The following is a 23,075-nucleotide window of genomic DNA, read 5'->3' on the forward strand; positions in this document are numbered from 1 at the left end:
AGACGCCCAGGGCTAGCGCTAGCCCTGGGCGTCCTTTTAGCTTCGGGACTTAAAAGTCCTGATAGTCCGTGACGTCGACGCGCACGACGCGACCGTCCTCGTCGAAGGTGATCGTTTCCTCGCCCTCGCGGATCAGCGGCTTGCCTGTCTTGCTGTTAGTGGCGCGAACGGACCAGACGGCACGACCCGAAAGCGGCGTCAGCGTTTCCACCAGCGAATTGGACGCCGTCTGATCGGGATAGGTATCGAAATAGCCACGGAAGGCCTCCATGATTTCGGCGCGGCCGGAGAGGCTGCCGACACCGTTGGATACATAGGTGGCGTTCTCCGCGAAGAAATTCTCGATCGCCTCGTAGTCGAGACGATTGATGGCCTCGTGGAACAGATCGATACGTTCTGCGGGATCGAAAATCATGGTTCAAACCTCAATGCCATGGGCGGCGAGATCGCTACGCAGCTTCTCGGCGCCGGTGAAATGGACTGCATGCCAGCCGGCAGCCTTGGCGCCTTCGACATTGGCGAGCGAATCGTCGATGAAAATCGTTGACGCGGGGTCGAGGCCGAAGCTCCTGGCATGCGCATCGTAGATTGCGACATCCGGTTTGATCAGCCCGATATCGCCGGAGACCGTGACGCCGCGCGGTTTGTTGAGGAACGGAAAGCGCACCTGAGCCTCGCGAAACGTGTCGGAGGCGAAGTTGGTCAGCATGGTGACGTCACGTCCCTCAGCGATCAATCCTTCGAAGATCGCGACGCTGTCGTCATAGGCGTGGGGCACCATCTCGTTCCAGTGCTTGCGGAATGCGCGGATCTGTTCGGCCCGCTCCGGGTGCGCCGCGATCAGCAGATCTTCCGCTTCTTCCCATGTACGGCCGCGATCCTGCTCGATGTTCCATTCATGGGTGCATACGTTTGCCAGGAACCATTCGCGCTCGGCATCGTCCGGGATGACTCGGCTGTAGGGAAGGGTGGGGTCGTAATGAAGAAGAACCTTGCCGATATCGAAAACGATATGCCGTATTTCCGTGGTCATGAATGAGTTCCTGATGTTTAGGCACTGGCTTTAATGAATGCGCGAGGAATAGCCTGAGTGATCGCTTTTTTCATGACTGTCGGCAGCGCCTGCGCTTCAAGATTTGTAACCGGCTCCCACCATCCGTCATTGCGGCCGATGCCAGATGCTACCTGAGCGCGATAGATTGATAGCCGCAGTTCGAAATGGGTGAACACATGGGTCACAGTCCCCGCTGCCTGCCAGTCGGCCGCAAAGGGGGCTGCCTCGGTTCCGGTCTCCCCGTCGATACGCGCCGTCCAGCCGGTGGTCGGCACTTCGGTCATGCCCCCAAGCAGGCCGCTGGCGATGCGCCGGCGCAGATAGATTTCGCCCTCGCCATTGACCGCCACGAAGGCTGCTCCCTGCCGCACCGGCTTGTCTTCCTTCGCCGCCTTCACTGGGAAATGCTCCGGATCATGCCCGGCCAGCGCCTCGCAGACGCCATTAAAGGGACAGAGCGAACAGACGGGGCGCTTCGGCGTGCAGATCGTCGCGCCGAGATCCATCATTGCCTGGGCGAAATCACCTGGCCGGTCGACGGGCGTCAGCAGGGCCAGTTTTTGCTTCATCAGCGGCTTGGCGCCGGGCAATGGCGCCGAGATCGCATAGAGCCGGGAAATGACGCGTTCCACATTGCCGTCCATGACCGCCGCCGGCCGGTTGAAGGCTATGGCCGCGACGGCAGCAGCGGTATAATCGCCGATGCCGGGCAGAGCCCGCAGGCCGTCTTCGGTATCGGGAAAGCGCCCGCCATGCTCCGCCGCGACCGCCTCAGCGCATTTCTTCAGGTTTCGGGCCCGCGCGTAGTAGCCAAGCCCGGCCCAGGCCGCCATGACGTCGTCGGTCGCCGCCGCTGCGAGATCGCCGACCGTCGGCCAGCGCTCCAGGAATTTCACGAAATAGGCTTTGACCGCGGGCACGGTCGTCTGCTGCAGCATCACCTCCGACAGCCAGATACGATAGGGGTCCGGCTTGACGCCGCGCGCGGCCATGGGCGGCGAGACGCGCCAGGGCAGGTCTCGGTGATGGCGGTCGTACCAGGCAAGCAGCTTTCCACTCAGGGAAGATATCTGTGACGAAAGATCCATAACTTCCTTCGATGAAGTGACTACATCCAACTCTCTAGACGCAATTGTCTCGGAAGTGAAAGTCGGAAAACATGAGGCTACTTAAAAGCCAGCCTCGAAGGAGAATTCATCATGCTTATGGAGCTTTTCGATCGTCTCGTGGATGTGAGTCCTAATTTGCGGCTTTTGAACCATTGTGTATTGGAAATTCTTTTCTTGTTGTTTGCGGGTTCTGCGATTTGGAAACTGCTGCACACCGGGCCGTTCAAATTTCTCTTGGCCTATCTCAAGCAAGAGTTTCAGCCGCTGCAAATGAGGCGCTCTCGTTGCTCGCAGTTGTTTTATCATGCTTTCGGCGTGCTCATCTTCCTTGCGATGGCGGTAAGTGTATACGTCGCTTCATCGGTGGTATTGCTCGTCGCTGCCTGGCATACGGGCCAGAAGGACATATTTCCCTTACAACTATTAGCGCTGGGGTTTTTCTCCATTGGCCTTGTTGTAACCGTGCTGATGCGTAAGAATGCAGTGAAAGAGTGGAGATCATTTCGCACTCTTTTACGAAATGAAAAAGGGGAGTCTCTTTGACGCTCCAGCTGACGCCAATGTATCGTCGCGATGACGAAGAGTGGATTATAACCTCCCAATGAGTGGGTCTGCCCCAACGAAAACGTCACGTCGTGGCGAGAAGCAGATTTCCGAGCTGACCAACGGCATCGTCGATCCCGTGCTGGCGAAGCGCGCCGGGATCAACACGGCGCTGCTCGGTTCGTGGGACGAAATCGCCGGGGAGGATTTCGCGGAATGCACGCGGCCGGAAAAGATCGCCTGGGCAAAGCATGGAGGTTCGGGCGATGGCGGCCGCTACCAGCCCGGCGTACTCACCATCGCTTGCGAAGGCGCCCGCGCCCTCTTCCTCACCCATGCGCAAGGCGAGCTCATCCAGCGCATCAACGGTTTTTTCGGCTTCCACGCCATCAGTCAGATCCGCATCGTGCAGAAGCCGGTCTCGGTCGCGTCGAAGCGGTCCCGCACGCCGCCGCCGCTGAAGGGCGAGGCGGCCCGGAAGCTCGAAGGCATGATGGACGGCATCGAGGACGAGAAGTTGCGGGCCGCGATTCAAAGGCTGGGCACTGCGATGGTTTGGAAGCGGCGGTAATACGATAGCCTCGAGGTTCAAACCTCTGTCTTGTTGTGAATGATGATGAGCTGCGTGATCTTGTCGCCCCGCAGACTGAAATAGAAACTCAAGATGAATGGGTCAGGCAAGCCGGTCTTGTCGTAGGTCCCGTCAAGCTCCGCATGGACGGTGATGTCGCCATTGCGATCCCAGGCGCGACGGACGGCCATCGTTACATTATCCCCGAAAATCTCCTTTTCGCCGAAACCATGGATCGCATCGGTCCCGATGAACTCACGCTGGATATCATTGAGCATCGCGTCTGGGGCGAGGGTCGCCATCCAGGCCTTGACGTTATGAGCGTTGCAGGCGGCGATGTGATCGGCGACGACCTTGGGCAAATTGTTGGTGATATCGGTCGGCATGACGTTCTCCTTCGCATTTGTAGGTGCGAAGATTTTACCGCCACCTCCTGCCAGTTTCTGTCAGGAGGCTTACGGCTCGATAGGCCGTCAAGGTCGATACGCAGGCGGAACGGGACGTCTATCCGCTGATAGATTGGATGTCTTTCTAGCGCGCGCTAGAGACAACATGTGTCAGAAATCGATCGGATGGGCCGTCGAGACGAATAAGGGAAGTTTTTGCTTGGAAAGCTCCGACGCTGACGCGCCGTGGTGAGGAAATCTTGAATTGTGGAAGAAATTTAAGTTGTCCGTCTTTGCCAGGTCACAATTCTTTGAAGAAAGTTGCCCAACCGTGCCTTGTTAGCGGCAACCAGCCGTTATATCGCATGAAACATTCGAAGACCTCTTTTAACGACGGGTGACTCTATGCCGATGTCCGACATGCTCTTGACCAAACGCCACCTGATGGGCGGTTCTGCCGTTGCAGCTCTTTCCGTGGCGTTCGCGGTCTTTGCCGACACCGCATCCGCCGCAAATGCCTCGACGGCCGCAGGCGGACAGGAGACCACCAGCTCCGGCGACGACGCGGTTCCTCCGGCGGATGGCGATGTCAACATGAGCGAAGTGCTGAAGCCCGGCCCGCTGCCGGAAATCGCACTCGGCAAGGAAGATGCTCCGGTCAAGATCGTCGAATACATGTCGCTGACCTGCCCGCACTGCGCGCATTTCGCCGTCACGACCTTTGACGCGATCAAGCAGAAGTATATCGACACCGGTAAGGTTCGCTTCATCATCCGCGAATTCCCGTTCGATCCGCGCGCCGCCGCAGCCTTCATGCTGGCCCGCTGCGCGCCGCAGGAACAGTACATGCCGATGGTCGAAATGCTGTTCAAGCAGCAGATCGCCTGGGCTTCTCCGGATGTCGATGGCCGCTCCGCACTGCTGCAAATGTCGAAACTCGCCGGTTTTACTGAGGATAGCTTTACGAAGTGCTTGACGAACCAGAAGCTTCTGGATGATGTCAACTCCGTAAGGGAACGTGCTGCCAAGGACTTCGGCGTCAATGCGACACCGACCTTCCTGATCAATGGCAAGCGCTACGCAGGGGACATGTCTGTTGGTGCCATGTCGAAGCTCATCGACGGCCTTCTCTGATCCGCGCCTTTTTGATGCACAGGCGGGCGGTCGAGGCCGCACGCCTGCTTTCTATTACCTCCCCCTCGAGGGGGGAGGTCGCGCGGAACGCGCGGGTGGGGGTGATTTCTGGGGTGAACGCATGATCACCCCACCCCGAACCTTCGGTCCGACCCTCCCCCTCAAAGGGAGGGTGGAGATCAGCCTATGAAATTCAACAGGCTTAGACTCGTCGGTTTCAAATCCTTCGTGGAGCCGGGGGAATTCGTCATCGAGCGCGGCCTGACCGGTGTCGTCGGGCCGAACGGCTGCGGCAAGTCCAATCTGGTCGAAGCGCTGCGCTGGGTTATGGGCGAGAATTCCTACAAGAACATGCGCGCCTCCGGTATGGATGACGTCATCTTCTCCGGCTCCGGCAACCGCCCGGCGCGCAACACCGCCGAAGTCGGCCTTTACCTCGACAATAGCGATCGCACCGCGCCTGCTGCCTTCAATGACAGCGACGAGATCCAGGTGACGCGCCGTATCGAGCGCGAGCAGGGCTCGGTTTACCGCATCAACGGCAAGGAGGCCCGCGCCAAGGATGTGCAGCTTCTCTTCGCCGATGCCTCGACCGGGGCGCGCTCGCCATCCATGGTCGGGCAGGGGCGCATCGGCGAGCTGATCCAGGCCAAGCCCCAGGCACGGCGCCAGCTATTGGAAGAGGCCGCTGGCATTTCCGGCCTGCATTCGCGCCGTCATGAGGCTGAGCTGCGCTTGCGTGCGGCCGAGGGCAATCTCGAGCGCCTGGACGATGTGACCTCGCAGCTCGAAAGCCAGATCGAGAGCCTGAAGCGTCAGGCGCGTCAGGCTAGCCGCTTCAAGATGTTATCAGCCGATATCCGCGCCCGCGAAGCCATGCTGCTGCATATACGCTGGGTGCAGGCGAAGGAAGCAGAAGCCGAGTCCGACAGCGCCCTCAATCAAGCGACGGTGCTGGTTGCCGAAAAGGCACAGATCCAGATGGAGGCGGCGAAGGCGCAGGGCATCGCCAGCTTCAAGCTGCCGGAACTGCGCGAGGATGAGGCGAAGGCCGCCGCTGCGCTGCAACGGCTGCAATTCGCCCGCAACCAGCTGGAAGAGGATGCCAACCGCATCCTGCGCCGTCGCGACGAGCTGACCCGCCGGCTGGCGCAATTGGCCGAGGATATCAGCCGCGAGGAGCGCCTTGTCGCCGATAACGCCTCGATCCTTGCCAGGCTGGACGCGGAAGAAGCCGATCTTGCCGAAACCCTTGCCGATTCCGGCCGTCTTGCCGAGGAGACGCGAGAAGTGTTCGAGGCGGCGGCCGCAAAGCTCGCCGATAGTGAACGGATCTTCGCCGCACTGACGGCCGAACGTGCCGAGGCGGCAGCCGCCCGCAACCAGCTTGAACGCGCCATCCGTGATCTTGCCGACCGCAAGATGCGGCTGGAACGCCAGGCCGACGAGGCGAACCGCGAGCTTGCCGCCATCGACGAGAAGATGGCCGATCTGCCCGACCCCGACAAAAAGCGCAGCATGGTCGAGGCGGCCGAAGACGTCGTCGCGGAAGCGGAAGCTGCGATCCAGCTCGTGGAAGCGGCTCTTTCCAAAGCGCGCGAAACCGAAGCCCTGTCGCGTGGACCGGTCGAGCAGGCACGAGCAGGGCTGAACGCGCTTGAAACGGAAGCGCGCACCATTTCCAAGATGCTGGCGGCGGGCGAGACGTCAGGCGCCTTTTCGCCGGTTGCGGAGGATCTGCGCGTCGATCGCGGCTTCGAGATTGCGCTCGGCGCGGCGCTTGGCGATGATTTGGAATCGCCGCTTGATCCCCAGGCGCCGATTTACTGGTCCGACAACGGCAGCGGCGCGACCGATCCGGCCCTGCCTGACGGAGCCGTGCCGTTGATTTCACATGTCGGTGCGCCGGCGGCATTGACGCGGAGCCTGCGTCAGATCGGCATCGTCGCGGCGGGCGACGTTGAGCGGCTGATGCCGGCGTTGAAGCCCGGGCAGCGGCTGGTCACCAAGGATGGCGCGGTGTTCCGTTGGGACGGCCACGTGACCGGAGCCGATGCCCCGAGTGCCGCAGCCCTGCGGCTGGCACAGAAGAACCGCCTCTCCGAGCTGGAAGCCGAGGCCGAGCTTGCACGCGACGTGCTGATCGAGGCTGAAGAGCGTCTGTCGGCCGCCGCGGAGGCGATCCGGGCGGAAGAGGGGCGTCTAGGCACAGCTCGCGACGCCAGCCGGCTTGCCGCCCGTCATCTCGCTGAAGCCCGTGAAGCCTTGGCTGCGGCCGAGCGCGCGTCCGGCGATCTCATCCGCCGCCGGGATGTGATCATCGAGGCGGTCAGCCGGCTGCGGGAGCAGCTGGAAGACATGGCGATGCAGGACGAGAATGCCCGCATCGAGCTGGAAGATGCCCCCGATCTCGCAGCCATCGATCTGAAGCTGAATGCTCAGCAGGCCGAAGTCGCGACCGATCGCGGCGTTTTGGCCGAGGCCCGCGCCCGTCATGAGGGCCTGAACCGGGAAAACGAGGCGCGGCAGCGGCGCATCCTGGCGATCCACCAGGAGCGCGATACCTGGCGCCAGCGCGCCGCCAGCGCCGAGGAGCATATCCAAACACTGCGCGACCGCGAAGAGGAAGCGCGTGACGAGGCTGCCGAGCTCGATCTCGCGCCGGATGAATTCGATGACAAGCGCCGCGCGTTGATGAACGAATTGCAGAAGGCCGAGGAGGCGCGCCGCGTGGCCGCCGACTGCCTTGCCGAAGCGGAGACCGTTCAACGCGAGGCCGATCGGCACGCGGCAACAGCACTGTCCGAACTGGCGGAAAGCCGCGAAAAGCGCGGCCGTGTCGAGGAGCGGCTGGCGTCCGCCCGCGAGCGCCGGCAGGAGAGCGAGTTGCGTATCCGCCAGACCCTGAATGTCGAACCGCATGAAGCGCTCCGGCTCACCGGCCTGTCGGCGATGCAGAGCACGCCGGATTTGCGCGAAGTCGAGCGCGAGCTGGAGCGGCTGAAGATCGAGCGCGAGCGCCTGGGCGCCGTCAACCTGCGCGCCGAGGAGGAGAGCAGGGAGCTGAGCGAGCGGCTGCAGGCGCTGATCAAGGAGCGCGACGATGTCATCGACGCCATCAGGAAGCTGCGCGGGGCAATCCAGAGCCTCAACCGCGAGGGCCGCGAGCGTCTGATCGTCGCCTTCGATGTCGTCAACGCGCAGTTCCAGCGGCTGTTCACGCATCTTTTCGGCGGCGGCACGGCCGAGCTTCAGCTGATCGAATCCGACGACCCGCTGGAAGCGGGCCTGGAAATTCTCGCCCGTCCGCCGGGCAAGAAGCCGCAGACCATGACGCTGCTGTCCGGCGGCGAGCAGGCGCTGACGGCCATGGCGCTGATTTTCGCCGTGTTCCTCACCAATCCCGCACCGATCTGCGTGCTGGACGAAGTGGATGCGCCGCTCGACGACCACAATGTCGAGCGCTACTGCAATCTGATGGACGAGATGGCCGCATCGACCGAGACGCGTTTCGTTGTGATCACCCACAATCCCATCACCATGGCCCGCATGGATCGCCTCTTTGGCGTAACCATGGCGGAGCAGGGCGTGTCACAGCTCGTCTCCGTCGACCTGCAGACCGCCGAGCGGCTGCGTGAGATCGCCTGAGCGCCTTTCCTCCGGCTGGAAAAACTGTTCTGATATCGACAAGAAATTGCGGTGTCGGCTGCCGTGCAGCCGTAAAGCGTGATAGTTTTGTTTTCGATCAACAATATGTGGCGCTAATCCGCCCGGAAGGGAAGCATGTCTGGATCTGGTGGCGGTATTTTCGATTTCTTCGGAATACTCGCCGTGCTGCTGCTCGTTGCCGCCAACGGCTTTTTCGTTGCGGCGGAGTTTTCTCTGGTGTCCGTTCGTCGCAGCCGCGTGACGGAACTGGTTGCCGAAGGGCGGATGAACGCCAAGTCGCTGCAGAAGGCGGTCGACAATCTCGACGCCAATCTGGCGGCCACGCAGCTCGGCATCACGATTTCCTCGCTCGCCCTCGGTTGGGTCGGTGAGCCGGCACTCGCCCATCTTCTGGAGCCGCTTCTCGATTTCCTTCCCGGAGCATGGGCCGCGGCCAGCTCCCATGCGATCGCCGTCGTCATTTCCTTCGTCATCATCACCGCGCTCCACATCGTGCTCGGCGAACTTGCGCCGAAGAGCCTGGCATTGCAGCGCAGCGAGGATACGGCCCTCGGCGTGGTGCGGCCGCTCGGCCTTTTCCTCTTCCTGCTGCGCCCGGCGATCACAGTCCTCAACGGCCTTGGCAATCTGGTCCTGCGTCTCTTCGGGCTGCGGCCCGGGACTGGCGAGGGCTCGCTGCATTCGCCCGCCGAGATCAAGCTTTTGATCGCCGAAAGTCAGGAAGCCGGCCTGTTGGAGCAAGCGCAGCAGGATCTGGTCGAACGCATCTTCAATATCGGCAATCGCGATGTCTCCAACATCATGACGCCGCGGCTGGAGGTCGACTGGATCGATGCCGACGACACGCCGGAAGAAATGCACAAGACTATTCGCGAAAGCCGTTTCGAGCAGCTTCTGGTCGCCCGCGGATCGATCGACGAGCCTATCGGCATGATCCTGAAGAAGGATCTTCTCGATCAGCTGCTGAACGGCGAGCCGCTGAACCCGATGGCCGTCATCCGCCAACCGCTGGTCGTGCATGAGGCGACGGCGGTGTTCAAGGTGCTCGAAAGCTTCAAGCGCGCACCCGTGCGCCTCGCCATGGTCATCGACGAATATGGCAGTCTGGAGGGCATCGTCACGCAGACGGACCTCCTGGAAGCGATCGCCGGCGATCTGCCCGATATGGATAACGAGACGCCAGATGTCGTCGAGCGCGCCGACGGCTCGTTGCTGATGGAAGGCATGATGCCGGTCTATGATGCCTTTGCGAGGCTCGGCCTGCGCGAGGGCGAGGAAGACGTCACTTTCCATACGCTCGCGGGCTTCGCTCTTTACCAGTTCGGCCATCTGCCTGATGTCGGCGAAAGCTTCACCTTCGGCGGCTGGCATTTCGAAATCGTCGATCTCGACGGCATGCGGATCGACAAGATCCTGGCGCGGCGGGAGGCGGGGGCTTAAATGCCGGCCGACGGCAGCGACGAAATGCCCCTTGCCCACTCTCTCCCGCGCTTTTGGAATGGCCTGAAGGCGCCGATTTCGATCAATCGATTGAAATCGGGAGCCTGTGGGTCATATTTATTGTGCAGCGCAACATTTTGCCGCATTTGTCGATTTTCATTTGCCGCTCAATGAATTAAGTTCAACCCTAGGAGTTGGACGGGGACAATGACGAAGTGGGTTTATACATTCGGCGGCGGCAAAGCCGAGGGAGGCGCCGGAGACTTTGAGAGGCTCGGCGGCAAGGGTGCCAATCTTGCCGAAATGTGCAGCCTCGGCCTGCCGGTTCCGCCTGGCCTGACGATCGTCAGCGAAGCCTGCTCTTTCTATTACAAGAATGGCCGTAGTGTTTCCGATGAGCTGAAGCCACAGGTCATGCAGGGCCTGAAGCAGATGGAAACCATCACGGGGCGCAAGTTCGGCGATACGGAGCGGCCGCTATTGGTCTCCGTGCGCTCGGGTGGTCGCGCCTCCATGCCCGGCATGATGGATACCGTCCTCAATCTCGGTCTCAACGATGCCACCGTGCAGGCGCTCGGCCATGATGCCGGCGATGCGCGTTTCGCCTGGGACAGCTATCGCCGCTTCATCCAGATGTATGCCGATGTCGTCATGGGACTCGACAACGAGGTCTTTGAAGAGATCTTGGAAGATGAGAAGGCCCGCTTCGGTCACGAGTTCGATACCGATCTTTCCGCCGTCGAATGGCAGCACGTGGTCTCCATCTACAAGACCGTCATCGAGGAAGAACTCGGCGTGGCCTTTCCGCAGGAGCCGGAGGTCCAGCTCTGGGGCGCCGTCGGCGCCGTCTTTTCCAGCTGGATGAATCCCCGCGCCGTCACCTATCGCCATCTGCACAATATTCCCGAGGCCTGGGGCACCGCCGTCAACATCCAGGCGATGGTTTTCGGCAATCTCGGCAATGCCTCCGCGACCGGGGTGGCTTTCACCCGTAATCCGTCGACCGGTGAGAAGGAACTTTACGGCGAATTCCTCGTCAATGCGCAAGGCGAGGATGTCGTTGCCGGCATCCGCACGCCGCAGAGCATTACCGAAGCTGCCCGCATCGCGTCCGGCTATGACCGGCCGTCTATGGAAAAGGTGATGCCGGAGGCGTTCGCCGAATTCCGCAGCATCTGCGCGCAGCTGGAGGCGCATTACCGCGACGTCCAGGATCTGGAGTTCACCATCGAACGCGGCAAGCTCTGGATGCTGCAGACCCGAGCCGGCAAGCGCACCACCAAAGCGGCGATGAAGATCGCCGTCGATATGGTCGCTGAGGGGTTGATCACGGAAGACGAAGCCGTCACGCGCATCGATCCGATGACGCTCGACCAGCTTTTGCATCCGACCATCGACCCGCGCGTCCGTCGTGAGGTCATAGGATCCGGCCTTCCCGCATCACCGGGTGCCGCCACCGGCGAGATCGTCTTCACGGCCGAGGAGGCGATCATTGCCGAAGAGGAAGGCCGAAAGGCCATTCTCGTGCGGATCGAAACAAGCCCGGAAGATATTCACGGCATGCATGCCGCCGAAGCGATCCTCACCACGCGCGGCGGCATGACTAGCCACGCAGCCGTGGTCGCCCGCGGCATGGGCATTCCCTGCGTCGTCGGCGCTGGCACCATGCGCATCGATATGCGCAATGAAAAGCTGATCGGCATCGGCATCACCTTGAAGAAGGGTGATATTATTACGATCGATGGCTCCACAGGCCAAGTGCTGAAGGGCGAGGTGCCGATGATCCAGCCGGAACTGTCGGGTGATTTCGGGCTTATCATGGCCTGGGCCGACCGCTCGCGGCGCATGACGGTGCGCACCAATGCCGACACGCCGGCCGATGCCCGTGCAGCGCGCTCGTTCGGCGCCGAAGGCATCGGTCTCTGCCGTACCGAGCACATGTTCTTCGAGGGAGACCGCATCCATGTGATGCGCGAGATGATCCTAGCCCAGGACGAGACTGGCCGCCGCGCCGCCCTTGCCAAGCTGATGCCGATGCAGCGGCTTGATTTCACCGGCTTGTTCACCATCATGCACGGCCTGCCGGTGACCATCCGCCTGCTCGATCCGCCGCTGCACGAGTTCCTGCCGAAGACGGACGAGGAGATTGCCGAGGTTGCCGGCAGCATGGGCATGGAGCCGGCTATTTTGCGCCAGCGCGTCGATGCCTTGCACGAGTTCAACCCCATGCTCGGCCATCGCGGTTGCCGGCTGGCGATTTCCTATCCCGAGATCGTCGAAATGCAGGCGCGAGCCATCTTCGAGGCGGCGGTTCTGGCGGCGCGCGAAACGGGTGCCCCGGTCGTGCCCGAGATCATGGTGCCGCTCGTCGGCCTGCGCTCGGAGCTGGACTACGTCAAGGCGCGGATCGACGAGGTGGCCCGCGCCGTCATGTCGGAAGCCATGATGAAGATCGATTATCTCGTCGGCACGATGATCGAGCTGCCGCGCGCGGCGCTGCGTGCCCATATCATCGCCGAGGCCGCCGAGTTCTTCTCCTTCGGCACGAACGACCTGACGCAGACCACCTTCGGCATGTCACGCGACGATGCCGCCGCCTTCATCCCGACCTATCAGCGCAAGGGCATCATCGAGCACGATCCGTTCATATCGCTCGATTTCGACGGGGTAGGAGAGCTCATCCGCATCGCCGCTGAGCGCGGCCGCCGCACGCGCAACGACATGAAGCTCGGCATCTGCGGCGAGCATGGCGGCGATCCCGCCTCCATCCATTTCTGCGAGGATATCGGGCTGGACTACGTGTCCTGCTCACCCTTCCGCGTGCCGATCGCGCGGCTTGCGGCAGCACAGGCGGCGATCAAGGGGCGAGCCTGATTCTCTAGAGCATTTCCAGGAAAAGTGCGCAGCGGTTTTCCGTCCGGAATGCGTAAAAAACAAGAAGATAGAGCGTTTTCGCGATTCGAAGAAAAGCGGAAATGCTCTAATGGCGGAACGCCGTGCCGCTCAGCGGCGCCAATAGCCGCGGTGACGGTAATATCCCGGTCCGCCGACCACGATCGTCGGTCCCCAGAAGAAATCATCATTGCTTTCCATGAAGGCACGCTGATCTGCGCGTCGGCTAAGATCCTGATTCATCAGGCAGTTGGCGAAATTTTCCGAGCCGCGCCGAAAACCGTAGCTGCCGCATCTGGCCTCGTCCGCCGCTCGAATCTCCTCCGCCGTCTGGCAGGACGAGAGCACAAACGTCATGGCGAGAAGGGAGAGTACGGGAGCGATGATACGCATGACCTGATGTCCTCAACGCAAATATGCAGACGCAAATTATAGCGCCGCGCGGTACCGCGCGAAAGGCCTATCATCGGTTGCCGGCGCGAATGCTCAGGCAGCTTCCCTCGGTTTTTCCGGCAGCCGCTGCAGCAGATCGACGAAGGCATCGGCGAAACGCAGCAGATGCTCGGTTTCCTCATCCGGTTGCAGCAGGCGGATTTCCGCGCCGTCTTCATCGAGAGCCGCAAAGAGGGTACGCATCGCCGCGTCTCCTTCGGGAATCCTGATGACAGCCAGCCTGCGGCAATCCGGGATCAGCCCCGTGGCGGGAAGATCGAACAGGAAGTCGCCGCTCACGGCCGAAGCTGCGCTTCGCACGGCTTGGCAGAAAGAGGCCTCGCCACCGGAAAAACCTTCGAGCGAAAGCTCAAGCTCGAGAAGTTCAAGCGGCAAGATCGGCTCGGCTGTATTGGCCGCGGCAATGGCCGCTCCCGGCAGCGACTTGGCCGCGATGTCTTTGGAAAGCATCGGTTCCATCTCATCAAGTCCTTTCACAGCCTCGATAAAACGCTGGAAGAATGGCCTTTTTTAGGAATTTAAGCAAGCGCTCACATTTTTGTTCTAGCCGTTACTGGCTTCAGCTCTGACGGGACATTGCTCATCGACGCCATGACATTCGATTTATTTTCACTGTTTCTTGTTCTAAACATAGATCGCTTTCCGGGATTCGGTGCATCCGGCTTCCGATCCGACGCGCCGATGAGCCCTTGATGACCATTCGCTTCGACCGTCCCGTTTCACATGCCGCCCGCGCCGGGCGTTTGATCGCTTCCTTTGCGCTGGTGCTCTGCGGGGTGACCTTGATCGGTCATCGTTTCGGACCGTTGGAAACGCCTTATTTCGTGCTGCTGCTGTTGATCTCAGCCGGCTGTGCCGCCCTGGCGGTACTGCTTGCGATCATCGGTCTTGCCCAGCTCTGGCAGAGCGCCGCCATCGGCGGCGTTTCGGCCGTCAAGGCACTCATCTATGCCACCTTGCCCCTGGCCATCGTCGGTTACGGTGCCGAGCGCTTTTGGACCCGGCCCCCGATCTACGAGATATCGACCGATCTAAGCGACCCGCCGGAGTGGCTGGCGACGCCGGATGCCAGGCAGATCTGGCTGCCGGCACGCCATCTGGTGACGCAGCAGGAGCGCGATGCGCAATCTGAAGCCTATCCGGCCCTGATCAGCCGCCGCTACGAGGGGGCCACCGACCGGGTATTGGAGGCAGTGCGCAAGGTTGCGAGGGACAGTCATATCACCATCGTCAAGGCCGATGGCGCAGATGTCGCCGACCCGAACGGCAATGTGAAGCCGAGGCGCCGCACCCGCCCGCAGAACACCGGTCCGGCACAGGACGACAGCGCTGTCGGCGACGTGCCCGATATCGTTCCGGTGCCGACGCCGCGCCCCTTTCGGGATGGCGTGGCCGATCTGATCCGTCAGAACACGGACGTTGTTCTGCAGGGGGCGACCCGAACCCGTATTTATGGTCTCCCATGCGATGTGCTGATCCGTCTTCGCGAGGAGGCCGAGACGACGCTCGTCGATATCCGCGTTTCCTCCCGCTACGGCCAGGATGATCTCGGCGTGAGCGCCGATATGGCGGACGGCTTCTTGAAGGCGCTGGATGCGGAACTGCTCGGCATTGCCGGAGGCTGAGGCGGCTCAGGCGGGTCTATACGCCCCGGTGAGCGCCGGCGGCCCATCGGTTTCCACCCGGCCTTTTTCCACGAGATCTTCAAGATGCGCCAGCACCGAAAGCGCTGCCGCGCCATGGAGGCGCGGGTCCGTATCGCGATAGATGGCTTTCACCATATCGGGGATCAGCCGGTCGCCGGACTTGATGCGCTCCAGTACGGCGCGTTCGCGCATGCGGCGATGGGTTCTCAAGCCGCGCATGAAAGAAGCGGGTTCCTTCACCGGGCCACCATGGCCGGGCAGAAACAGGCGATCTTCTCGAACAAGCAACCGCTCGAGCGAGGCCATGTAATCGGCCATCGAACCGTCAGGCGGGGCGACGATCGACGTCGCCCAGGCCATGACATGATCGGCGGAAAAGACGATGCCGCTGCCCTCCAGCGCAAAGCAGGCGTGATTGGCCGTATGGCCGGGTGTCAGCAGCGCGGTCAGCTGCCAGCCGTCTTCCGAGACGCTTTCGCCGTCACCAAGCACGATATCCGGCCGGAAATCCATATCGGAGCTTTCGGCAAAGGGATTGACCTCGCCGTGATAGAGCGGCCGTGCTGAGCGATGCGGCCCTTCGCCGACCGTGAGTGCCCCCGTCGCCTCTTTCAGCCGCTTTGCAAGCGGCGAGTGATCGCGATGGGTGTGGCTGACGAAGATATGCGTGACCTCGCGTCCCTTCAGCGCCGCCATCAAGCCGGCAAAATGCTCTTCGTTCTCCGGTCCGGGATCGATAACCGCCACGGACGAACCGCCGACGATGTAGCTGTTGGTGCCATGAAAGGTGAAGGCGCTGGGATTGTTGACCGTCATCCGTTCGATGCCGGGCGCAACGGGAACAGCTCGGCCATAGGCCGGCTCAAAGGCAAGGTCGAAGTCGGGCGTGCTCATGATTGCTTGTATTCGATTTCGATAAAGGACATCGGCTCGGAGCCGGCATTGACTACATTGTGCTCGACGCCGGCCTCGCGCCGGTAGGCAGCACCCTTGGCCATGTCGACGCGCCGGCCGCCGCCTGCCTCCTCCAGAAGAAATTGACAATCCGTCATCGGCACCACGACATAGCCGAGACCGTGGACATGGTGCCCGGTATCGGCGCCCGGCTCGAAATCCCAGCGGGTGATGCGCACGACAGCATCGTCGAGAAGCACGGTCGGGACAGCCGGCGGGCGGGCACGAAACTGGCTCATCGGATCTCCTGATTGGATTGCAGCGCAGCGAGACCTACCATAGTCACTCCGGAAGCGTATAAAAATATGTGCTCACCTATAACTTAATGATTGTGAGCCGATGCGACCTTTGCTAATCAGGCGGTGATTTGGCGCAGATACCAGCCATTTCACTCTGGTGGGGCGTAGCCAAGCGGTAAGGCAGTGGTTTTTGGTACCGCCATCCCTGGTTCGAATCCAGGCGCCCCAGCCATAGTATCCCTCTCCATCTGGTTTAGGCTGCCGTCTTGTGAAACACGGAGAAGTCTTTCTTTGGCTTACGAATGAAATTCGCCAAGAAATCCCAGTATCTGTCCCCCTTTATTCCCAGCGCTTAAATATTGTTTGACCATTTTCCTCCACTCTGATCGCCATCATCTCGATACAGGCGATCATGAACCAGACCCCCCAAAAAATGCTGCTTTCCATCGTTGCCCCCTGCCACAATGAGGAGGAGGGGCTGAAGGAGTTTTGTCGGCGGACGGTCGCGACGGCGCGGGGCGCGGCTGGCGATGCCTTCGAGGTCGTGCTGGTGGATGATGGTTCCACCGATGGCACCTGGGAGGTCATCGCCTCGCTCGCGCAGCAGACGCCGCAGGTGCTCGGTGTGCGTCTGATGCGCAATCACGGTCATCAGCTTGCCGCGACCGCAGGCCTTGCCGCCTCGCGTGGCGAGCGGGTGCTGCTCATCGATGCCGATCTCCAGGACCCTCCGGAACTCCTTCTGATGATGATGCCGATCATGGATCGGGGTGCGGATGTCGTCTATGGCCAGCGCGTGCGCCGGCAGGGGGAGAGCTGGTTCAAGCTCGCCTCCGCTTCGCTCTTCTATCGCCTGCTGTCCCGGCTTGCGTCAGTCACGATCCCGCGCGATGTCGGTGACTTCAGGCTGATGAGCCGCCGGGTGGTCGATATCCTGCTGTCGATGCCGGAGCGCGATCGCTTCATTCGCGGCATGGTCAGCTGGATCGGCGGGCGGCAGGTGGCGCTGCCCTATGAGCGCGATGCGCGTTTCGCCGGCGCGACCAAATATCCGCTGCGCAACATGATCAATTTCGCGATTGACGCCATCACCAGCTTCTCCACCGTGCCGTTGCGGATCAGCACGTGGCTTGGCATGGTCTCCGCCGCCTGCGCGATCCTGCTGCTCGTCTATACGCTTGTGCGCTGGCTGGAGGGTGAGACGGTCCTGGGCTGGTCGAGCATCATGGCCGCAATCGCCGCCTTCAGCGCCATCCAGCTTATCTGCATCGGCATCATCGGCGAATATGTCGGCCGGCTGGTGCAGGAGAACAAGAGACGGCCGATGTTCATGATCGAAAGCCTCGTGCAGGGTAATCGCTCACTCGATATCCCCGGCGATTTTTCCGAGCTGGATGCGGCGACCAAACGCCGTGCACTGGAGCAAGCTTTGGACGGGCCGGCTGAGGCGGGAAACAGCGCAGCGCAAGTCAGGATAGCTCGTTGATGTCCCATCAATCCGCGAATTCGTCATGGGGCGGGGCGACGGCTCTGTCGGATGAGGCGCCCACGCAAATCACCGTCGAGGCTGACGCTGCCATTGTCAGGCAAAAGCCTGATGTCGTCATCGCTGCCTTCGTGGCGGTCGTCGCCGTCTTCGTCGCCATTTTCAAATTCCCGCCGATCCTCGACTATCCGAACCACTATGCGCGCATGTGGCTGCTTGCCGGCGGCATCGATATGCCGCCGTTTCAGCAGATCTACGCGATCGATTGGAACAGGACGTTCACCAATGTCGGCATCGATCTCATGGCCTATTGGCTAGGCCCGCTGATCGGTGTTTCGCTGCTGGCGCGTGGCCTGCTTTTCCTGGCGATCGCGCTGCCGCCACTCGGGGCGATCGCCCTGCACAGGCGCTTGTTTGGCGGCGGCTATTATTGGCAGATCGCCATCCTCTATTTCGCCTGGTGCGCAACGCTGATCGGCGGCTTCATCAATTTCCAGATCGGGCTGGGCATGGCGCTATTCTTCGCTACAGCCGATCATGCCCTGCAATCGCGAAATCGGGTCGCGTTGTTTGTCTGGCGCCTGCTGGCCGGTCTGCTGCTCACCACCATGCATATCTTTTCGCTCGGCTTCTATATGGCGCTCGTCTGCGGGCTCGAGTTTTCGCCGACTACGGCGGCGATGAAGTCATTTCGCGATTTCATGCGCTTGTGCGGCAGGCTGGCGGTGGCGATGCTCGCCTGCGCCTTGCCGGCGATTTGTCTTTTCCTGTATCAGCCAGTCCTGCCTGGCGATGGTGACGGCAATCTCGACGCCTCCTGGAACAATTCACCGCTTTTGATCCTGGCCAACCTGATGTCGGCGTTCTGGAGCTATACGCTTCTGGTGGATACGCTGTTCCTGATCCCGCTGATCCTCGTTTGCACCTTTGCTGTGCGCACACGCCGGCTGCGGCTGCATGCCGGTCTTGTGGTCACGGCCGTTGGCTTGCTGATCCTCGCCTGTGTCTCGCCGCGCCATCTGCTGGCAACCGGTTGGATCGGCTGGCGCTTCCCGATCATGGCGGCGCTGGCGGCCATGGTGATGATATGTCCCTTGCCTCGCCTGTCGCGCCGGCAGGCCCTGCTTGTCGTCACCGTGCTTGCCGCGGTTGCGCTCGGCAGGACTGCCTGGATCGGCTTCAACTGGTGGCAGGGCGAGGCCGAGGTCGCCGACGTTCGCACCGTGCTTGCCGCGGTGCCGGAAGGCGCGGCGATCCTACCAGTCATGCGGCAGCAGAGGAGCAAACCGCATGTCATCGATCATCGTTACTTCGCCTGGAATCAGAATACGTTCAGGCATTTGCCGACGCTCGCCGTCCCCTATGCGCATAGCTTCGTGCCGACGCTTTTTACCGCCACGGGCAAGCAGCCATTGACCGTCCTGCCGCCCTGGAGCGAGATCGCAGTGCCGGAAGACAATCTCTTCTCCGTTGGCCTCTTGGATTGCCCCGATGAGATCAGGACCGTCAGCAGCTTTGCGCCCTATCTCGTCAATTGGCGGCAGCGCTTCGATTTCATCCTGCTTGTGAACGCGGATGTCGAGGATCGCTTTGGCGGCACGATCCCGAGCGGCGTGCGGCTCACTGCCGAAACGCCCTTTGCCAAGCTCTACGCCATCGACAAGGCCTTCGTGCCGCCTGCGGGTGCCGTGCCGCCGAAGAGCTGCGCCGAGTTCGCCGCAGCAAATGGCTGAGGCCGCATGAAGTCAAACGAGCGGCTCCTTCGAGCCGCCCGTCGAATTGATGTCCCGATAAAGTCCCTGTTTCAGCTCGCCTTTTCCGGCGGTGCCAGAAGTTCGGCGCAATAGGACGAACCGCTGACGCCCGGCTGGTCGCCGAGGATGTGGACCGAGCGGATGACATAGCTCTGGTTGGTGACGATATCGGCCTTGCAGCTGAGGTAGCGCTTGCCGCCCTTCTTGCCATCCTTGGTCGCGATCGTGATCGTCTTGTAGCCGCCGCGCCACGTATAGACGCGATTGCCGCTTTCGTCGCGGTCGGAGAGCGGCGGGCCGTAGGCCGCGAAGAAGCGTCCAGCGGACTGGCCTTCCCAGCGATCCTGAACGGGGTTGCTCGCCATCAGCGGCAGGCCTGTTGTCGTTGCTGTCGTGGTGCTGCAACCGGCTAGCGCCAGCAACAGTCCCGCCGCGGTGGTCATGCGGATATTCATCGTGTCGTCCTTGAGCTTCTGTCACGCATTCGGTCGCGGAAAGGTCGCTGTCCCACGACGTTTCCACCTGTCCCGCCTAGGGCTTTAGCGCCAAAGCCGGCAAAAGAAAATTCCCATCCGCGTGTACAAGTGGGATTTTAGTCAATCTGTTGCGTCTTTTGCACGCCGGCCCTTCCGACGGCTGTTTTCTGCCGATTTTCTAGGCAGCGGCCCTGTAATCTTTTCGTCAAAAATCAAAGGGTTTTTTGAGATTGGTGCTTGTGCATCAAAAATGGCTGGTCTATAGAAGCGCCGCTGGTCACGGAGTGTAGCGCAGTCTGGTAGCGCACCACGTTCGGGACGTGGGGGTCGAGTGTTCGAATCACTCCACTCCGACCAGCGAAAAGGCCCGGATTTCCGGGCTTTTTTCGTTTCTGGGCTTCCGAGCCGACTTCTCCACGGCAATGAATACGGCAACGATTGATCATTTTTTCGAGCGCCCAGCGCGCCCGGTTGTGAAAGCTGCTCCGACATTTGCTTGATGATCTGGGTGGTGATGGCCGTAGGTCTTTTCCAACGTTTCAAGTGTCATGCCGAGGTAGCCCGACGCTTCCCATTTATCCGTTGCCGCCTGCATTAGCCACGTTGCCGCTGTATGCCTTAACGTGTGTCGTACAACGCCGTCGGCATCCTCTCCTAGCACGGTGTCTACGAGATTGCGGAACGCGCGCTTAGGATCTGCTGGCTTGCCGTTAAACTCGACAACATATTTGGCGCCCAGGCGATGCCAGCGGCGCATGTGGGCGAGCAGGCGGGCAGGCAGCCTGATCGGGGGCGCGCGCTTATTCGCGGCAACTACCTCGCCGTCCCACGCGCGATAAAAGACGCCTGCTTCTAGGTCGATGTATGGACGACCTTCTTCCTTGATGAAGGAAGCTTGCCAGACGCGCGCAGATCGGCTGCCTGTATAAACAGCTGACAGCGTGAAGCGTGCGATGTGGATGGCCGGGCGCCACTTGTTCGGCAGGCCGCGATACGTGCTTCGCTTGCGGTATGCTGCCCAGATCAGCTTCGCCATCGTCGATCGGTCAAGATGCTTCACTCGCCCCTTTGCTTTTGGCGGCAAGGTGACAGTCACCGACTGGCGCGTCACGTTGTCAGCGATTGCCTGGCGGCATGCTGCACGCAGATCCTCGAGCTCGCGCCGGGCACCGTTTTGCGTCTTCCGCTTCTTCACATACTCGGCACACGTCGCACTGGTGATATCGTCGAGCGTTTTGTCACCCCAGTATGCGAGAAGGTTTTCCGCTCGCGCACCCAGTTCTTTCGGCCGAGTCGCTGTGTCTCGCTTCAGCTGCAGATAGTGGGCTATTACCTCGGCGACGCTCACGTCTGAGGCTGCACGGTCCTTTTTTGCCGGTGCTGCGATGAACTGGCGGGCGATGTGCTCGGCGAGGGCTTTTTCAGCTCCGCTACGATCATCCGCGCCGCAGCCAGTGCTGAACTGCTTTCCGTCGTCGAGGATGATCCAGACCGCAGCTCGGTCTTTACTTGCTGGCCGTAGCCATAACCGGGCTGGTTTGCGGGCACGCGACATGCTTGCTTCATCTCCTCTATTGATCGCAGTGTGGTGAAGTCCTTTCCGGCAATTCGCGTGACCACGAGGCGTCCGCGCGCGGCCTCCTTGCGAAGACCGCTAACGGTCATGCCTCCGTGCGGAAAGGCAACAGGAACCACATCCGCCAGCCTGACTGGATCATCAGGCCGGAAGTTATCGTTGGCTGCGACGGGTGGCGCGTATTCGGCGCGAGCCGGTGCTCTCATGCGCTGGCCCGCAAGTTTTCATTTGCCGGCCCCGGCAAACGCAAAGGAGGTCGATCTTTTATGATGCACATAGCGGCCAAGAGCTCGACCGATGGAACTATTGGGTTTTCAGGCCTGAATGTAATTCGGCAGGCAAGGTTACTCATACCGTCTCCTCTTCTGAAGTTGAGCGCAGCCGGCACGGGTCTTCTCCGGCGCGGATCGGCGCCGGTCAGAAGTCTTCTTTCGCTCATGATGGCAGTTGTCATCGTTGTCTCCTCATGTGTTGGCAGGAGGACAGATGACTGATTCACTCGGTGCTGTTTACGCAAACAAAAGGCAATTACGTGCGGGTAGCGTCATCGTGGGCTTGCTTGGCCGCGTCATATTCGGCAACGGCGTTCCTAATGTGAGTCTCAGAGAAGCCGAACTTCGCGGCCAGATCGGCCAATGTTTCCTCGTACCCGCGTCCAGCGCTGCGGAGAAGATAGAAATCCTGCGCGATCTCAAACCAATACTGGGGTAGCGTCTTCCGCCTGCCGCGGGCGCGCTTCGGCGGTCGGATCAAATCCGCAGCAATGGCCTGCACCACGGGGTCTGCCTGGCCTGTCTTTAATAGGTCCACCACCATTCTTTTGGCGTCTTCTGTCCGACCCTCTGCGAGCGCTGATTGGATTGGAGACGCTTGAAGTGAGAAGCTTGGCGGGAGCTTTGCCATTTAAGCTGGTTCCATCTGACGAAGATGATGGCGGTGCACGTAGTCGATCGAAAGATTTTCCGAAAACGGAAGCTCCAAGGTATCATCCCAAGTAAAGATGATTTTCAATGCCAATTCCGGTGCCCATCGGTAATGGAGTTCGGCTTCACCAATTGTTTGCAGATAGTATATGCGTTGGCCGCGCGCCGACAGCGATCGTCTCAAGACTCTGCAGGGGACGTATTCATCTCTTTGCGTGACAAGGTCGCCGGGCTTAAATTCACAAATTACTTCGTAGTTTCGAATTGTACGCAAGCTCATGAGAGCTTCCGGTCTGATGTGCGCGTTCATCTCTTGTCCTCCTTTTAATATGATGTCATATTAAAAGCATGATTCGCACGTGAGGTAAACATAAAAATATGATGTCATCGCAAAGATGCACCAACCTTGACAAATTTGTAAAAATTGTTGTTAGGGAGATATGCCTATTACCCCCGCACAGAGCCGAGCCGCGCGCGCACTACTGAATATCAGCCAACCGCAGCTTGCGGAACTGAGCGGCGCTTCCGTTTCCACGATACGCGACTTTGAAACGGGTAAACGAACGCCGATAGCTAACAACCTAGCTGCTATTCGCAGCGCCTTAGAAGCAGCCGGCATCATATTTTTCGATGGCATCTATTCCGGTCCTGGCGGGCCAGGGTTGCGCCTGCGGGCCGCGGCTGGTTCGGCGACCGATATTGAAGAGTCGGAAGTGATTCAATATCCTGAATTCTTGGAAGGCGACGGCGGACCAGGGAGCGGCGGCTAG

Annotated in this window: 22 protein-coding genes and 2 tRNA genes; 13 read left to right on the forward strand and 11 right to left on the reverse strand. The window is 60.7% G+C overall.

What is annotated here, in order from left to right; genetic code table 11:
• Positions 1–49 precede the first annotated feature (49 nt).
• The 3 genes from JTP94_RS08475 to mutY are packed head-to-tail and all read right to left on the reverse strand — an operon-like array spanning position 50 to position 2,142.
• On the reverse strand, positions 50–415 hold the full coding sequence (locus tag JTP94_RS08475) for a nuclear transport factor 2 family protein (RefSeq protein WP_204850076.1): 366 nt from the start codon (positions 413–415) through the stop codon (positions 50–52).
• 3 nt (positions 416–418) lie between these two features.
• The gene (locus JTP94_RS08480; RefSeq protein ID WP_204850077.1) at positions 419–1,033 is read right to left on the reverse strand and encodes an HAD family phosphatase; all 615 of its coding nucleotides are present in this window, start codon (positions 1,031–1,033) and stop codon (positions 419–421) included.
• A 17-nt stretch (positions 1,034–1,050) separates the two neighbouring features.
• On the reverse strand, positions 1,051–2,142 hold the full coding sequence (mutY, locus tag JTP94_RS08485; protein WP_204850078.1) for an A/G-specific adenine glycosylase: 1,092 nt from the start codon (positions 2,140–2,142) through the stop codon (positions 1,051–1,053).
• 111 nt (positions 2,143–2,253) lie between these two features.
• Here mutY and JTP94_RS08490 point away from each other — a divergent pair, with 111 nt between their 5' ends.
• Complete coding sequence (locus JTP94_RS08490) at positions 2,254–2,706, forward strand: hypothetical protein (protein ID WP_204850079.1); 453 nt, start codon at positions 2,254–2,256, stop codon at positions 2,704–2,706.
• Between the two features lie 58 nt (positions 2,707–2,764).
• The gene (locus JTP94_RS08495; protein WP_204850080.1) at positions 2,765–3,277 is read left to right on the forward strand and encodes a DUF721 domain-containing protein; all 513 of its coding nucleotides are present in this window, start codon (positions 2,765–2,767) and stop codon (positions 3,275–3,277) included.
• Positions 3,278–3,294: 17 nt separating this feature from the next.
• Here the strand turns inward: JTP94_RS08495 and JTP94_RS08500 are convergent, their stop codons facing one another.
• Positions 3,295–3,663: a nuclear transport factor 2 family protein gene (locus tag JTP94_RS08500; RefSeq protein WP_204850081.1), complete on the reverse strand. Its 369-nt coding sequence runs from the start codon at positions 3,661–3,663 to the stop codon at positions 3,295–3,297.
• 405 nt (positions 3,664–4,068) lie between these two features.
• Between JTP94_RS08500 and JTP94_RS08505 the strand changes: the two genes are divergently transcribed.
• The 4 genes from JTP94_RS08505 to ppdK all read left to right on the forward strand — a co-directional run bounded on the left by JTP94_RS08505 (position 4,069) and on the right by ppdK (position 12,780).
• The gene (locus tag JTP94_RS08505; RefSeq protein ID WP_204850082.1) at positions 4,069–4,797 is read left to right on the forward strand and encodes a DsbA family protein; all 729 of its coding nucleotides are present in this window, start codon (positions 4,069–4,071) and stop codon (positions 4,795–4,797) included.
• A gap of 186 nt (positions 4,798–4,983) precedes the next feature.
• Positions 4,984–8,445, forward strand: coding sequence for a chromosome segregation SMC family protein (locus tag JTP94_RS08510; RefSeq protein ID WP_204850083.1), 3,462 nt, complete (start codon positions 4,984–4,986; stop codon positions 8,443–8,445).
• 135 nt (positions 8,446–8,580) lie between these two features.
• Positions 8,581–9,906 carry a hemolysin family protein gene (locus tag JTP94_RS08515; protein WP_204850084.1) on the forward strand — a complete coding sequence of 442 codons (1,326 nt, stop codon included), beginning with the start codon at positions 8,581–8,583 and terminating at the stop codon, positions 9,904–9,906.
• Between the two features lie 207 nt (positions 9,907–10,113).
• Complete coding sequence (ppdK, locus tag JTP94_RS08520) at positions 10,114–12,780, forward strand: pyruvate, phosphate dikinase (RefSeq protein ID WP_204850085.1); 2,667 nt, start codon at positions 10,114–10,116, stop codon at positions 12,778–12,780.
• Positions 12,781–12,909: 129 nt separating this feature from the next.
• Here ppdK and JTP94_RS08525 read toward each other — a convergent pair whose 3' ends face one another.
• Both JTP94_RS08525 and JTP94_RS08530 read right to left on the reverse strand, forming a co-directional pair.
• Entirely contained in the window at positions 12,910–13,191 is a 282-nt protein-coding gene (locus JTP94_RS08525) for a hypothetical protein (RefSeq protein ID WP_204850086.1), read from the reverse strand.
• Positions 13,192–13,284: 93 nt separating this feature from the next.
• Positions 13,285–13,701, reverse strand: a complete 417-nt coding sequence (locus tag JTP94_RS08530; protein ID WP_204850087.1) for a hypothetical protein — start codon at positions 13,699–13,701, stop codon at positions 13,285–13,287.
• A gap of 242 nt (positions 13,702–13,943) precedes the next feature.
• Between JTP94_RS08530 and JTP94_RS08535 the strand changes: the two genes are divergently transcribed.
• Complete coding sequence (locus tag JTP94_RS08535) at positions 13,944–14,876, forward strand: DUF1499 domain-containing protein (RefSeq protein ID WP_204850088.1); 933 nt, start codon at positions 13,944–13,946, stop codon at positions 14,874–14,876.
• A 6-nt stretch (positions 14,877–14,882) separates the two neighbouring features.
• Here the strand turns inward: JTP94_RS08535 and JTP94_RS08540 are convergent, their stop codons facing one another.
• Both JTP94_RS08540 and JTP94_RS08545 read right to left on the reverse strand, forming a co-directional pair.
• Positions 14,883–15,791, reverse strand: coding sequence for an MBL fold metallo-hydrolase (locus JTP94_RS08540; protein ID WP_204850089.1), 909 nt, complete (start codon positions 15,789–15,791; stop codon positions 14,883–14,885).
• Positions 15,788–16,090 (reverse strand): cupin domain-containing protein, encoded by a 303-nt coding sequence (locus JTP94_RS08545; protein WP_034508177.1) that lies wholly within the window; start codon positions 16,088–16,090, stop codon positions 15,788–15,790. Before JTP94_RS08545 ends, JTP94_RS08540 begins: the two co-directional genes overlap by 4 nt.
• 158 nt (positions 16,091–16,248) lie before the next feature.
• On the opposite strand from JTP94_RS08545, the gene JTP94_RS08550 reads away from it, so the two are divergent.
• The 3 genes from JTP94_RS08550 (at position 16,249) to JTP94_RS08560 (ending at position 19,309) form a co-directional block, all read left to right on the forward strand.
• Positions 16,249–16,322, forward strand: a tRNA-Gln gene (locus tag JTP94_RS08550).
• A gap of 180 nt (positions 16,323–16,502) precedes the next feature.
• Complete coding sequence (locus JTP94_RS08555) at positions 16,503–17,576, forward strand: glycosyltransferase family 2 protein (RefSeq protein ID WP_204850090.1); 1,074 nt, start codon at positions 16,503–16,505, stop codon at positions 17,574–17,576.
• Entirely contained in the window at positions 17,576–19,309 is a 1,734-nt protein-coding gene (locus JTP94_RS08560; protein ID WP_246754729.1) for a hypothetical protein, read from the forward strand. Before JTP94_RS08555 ends, JTP94_RS08560 begins: the two co-directional genes overlap by 1 nt.
• Before the next feature lie 71 nt (positions 19,310–19,380).
• On the opposite strand, the gene JTP94_RS08565 is transcribed toward JTP94_RS08560, so the two are convergent.
• A complete protein-coding gene (locus JTP94_RS08565) occupies positions 19,381–19,785 on the reverse strand; it encodes a hypothetical protein (protein ID WP_204850091.1) in 405 nt (134 codons plus the stop codon).
• 301 nt (positions 19,786–20,086) lie between these two features.
• Between JTP94_RS08565 and JTP94_RS08570 the strand changes: the two genes are divergently transcribed.
• Positions 20,087–20,163, forward strand: a tRNA-Pro gene (locus tag JTP94_RS08570).
• 85 nt (positions 20,164–20,248) lie between these two features.
• Here JTP94_RS08570 and JTP94_RS08575 read toward each other — a convergent pair.
• The gene (locus JTP94_RS08575; protein ID WP_204850092.1) at positions 20,249–21,361 is read right to left on the reverse strand and encodes an integrase; all 1,113 of its coding nucleotides are present in this window, start codon (positions 21,359–21,361) and stop codon (positions 20,249–20,251) included.
• A 507-nt stretch (positions 21,362–21,868) separates the two neighbouring features.
• Between JTP94_RS08575 and JTP94_RS08580 the strand changes: the two genes are divergently transcribed.
• Entirely contained in the window at positions 21,869–22,093 is a 225-nt protein-coding gene (locus JTP94_RS08580; RefSeq protein WP_204850093.1) for a hypothetical protein, read from the forward strand.
• A 192-nt stretch (positions 22,094–22,285) separates the two neighbouring features.
• Here the strand turns inward: JTP94_RS08580 and JTP94_RS08585 are convergent, their stop codons facing one another.
• Positions 22,286–22,615, reverse strand: coding sequence for a hypothetical protein (locus JTP94_RS08585; RefSeq protein ID WP_204850094.1), 330 nt, complete (start codon positions 22,613–22,615; stop codon positions 22,286–22,288).
• A gap of 130 nt (positions 22,616–22,745) precedes the next feature.
• Between JTP94_RS08585 and JTP94_RS08590 the strand changes: the two genes are divergently transcribed.
• Positions 22,746–23,075 carry a DNA-binding transcriptional regulator gene (locus tag JTP94_RS08590; protein ID WP_204850095.1) on the forward strand — a complete coding sequence of 110 codons (330 nt, stop codon included), beginning with the start codon at positions 22,746–22,748 and terminating at the stop codon, positions 23,073–23,075.

Origin of the sequence: Martinezella lusitana, assembly GCF_016901135.1 — a bacterium.
GTDB lineage: Bacteria > Pseudomonadota > Alphaproteobacteria > Rhizobiales > Rhizobiaceae > Rhizobium > Rhizobium lusitanum_D.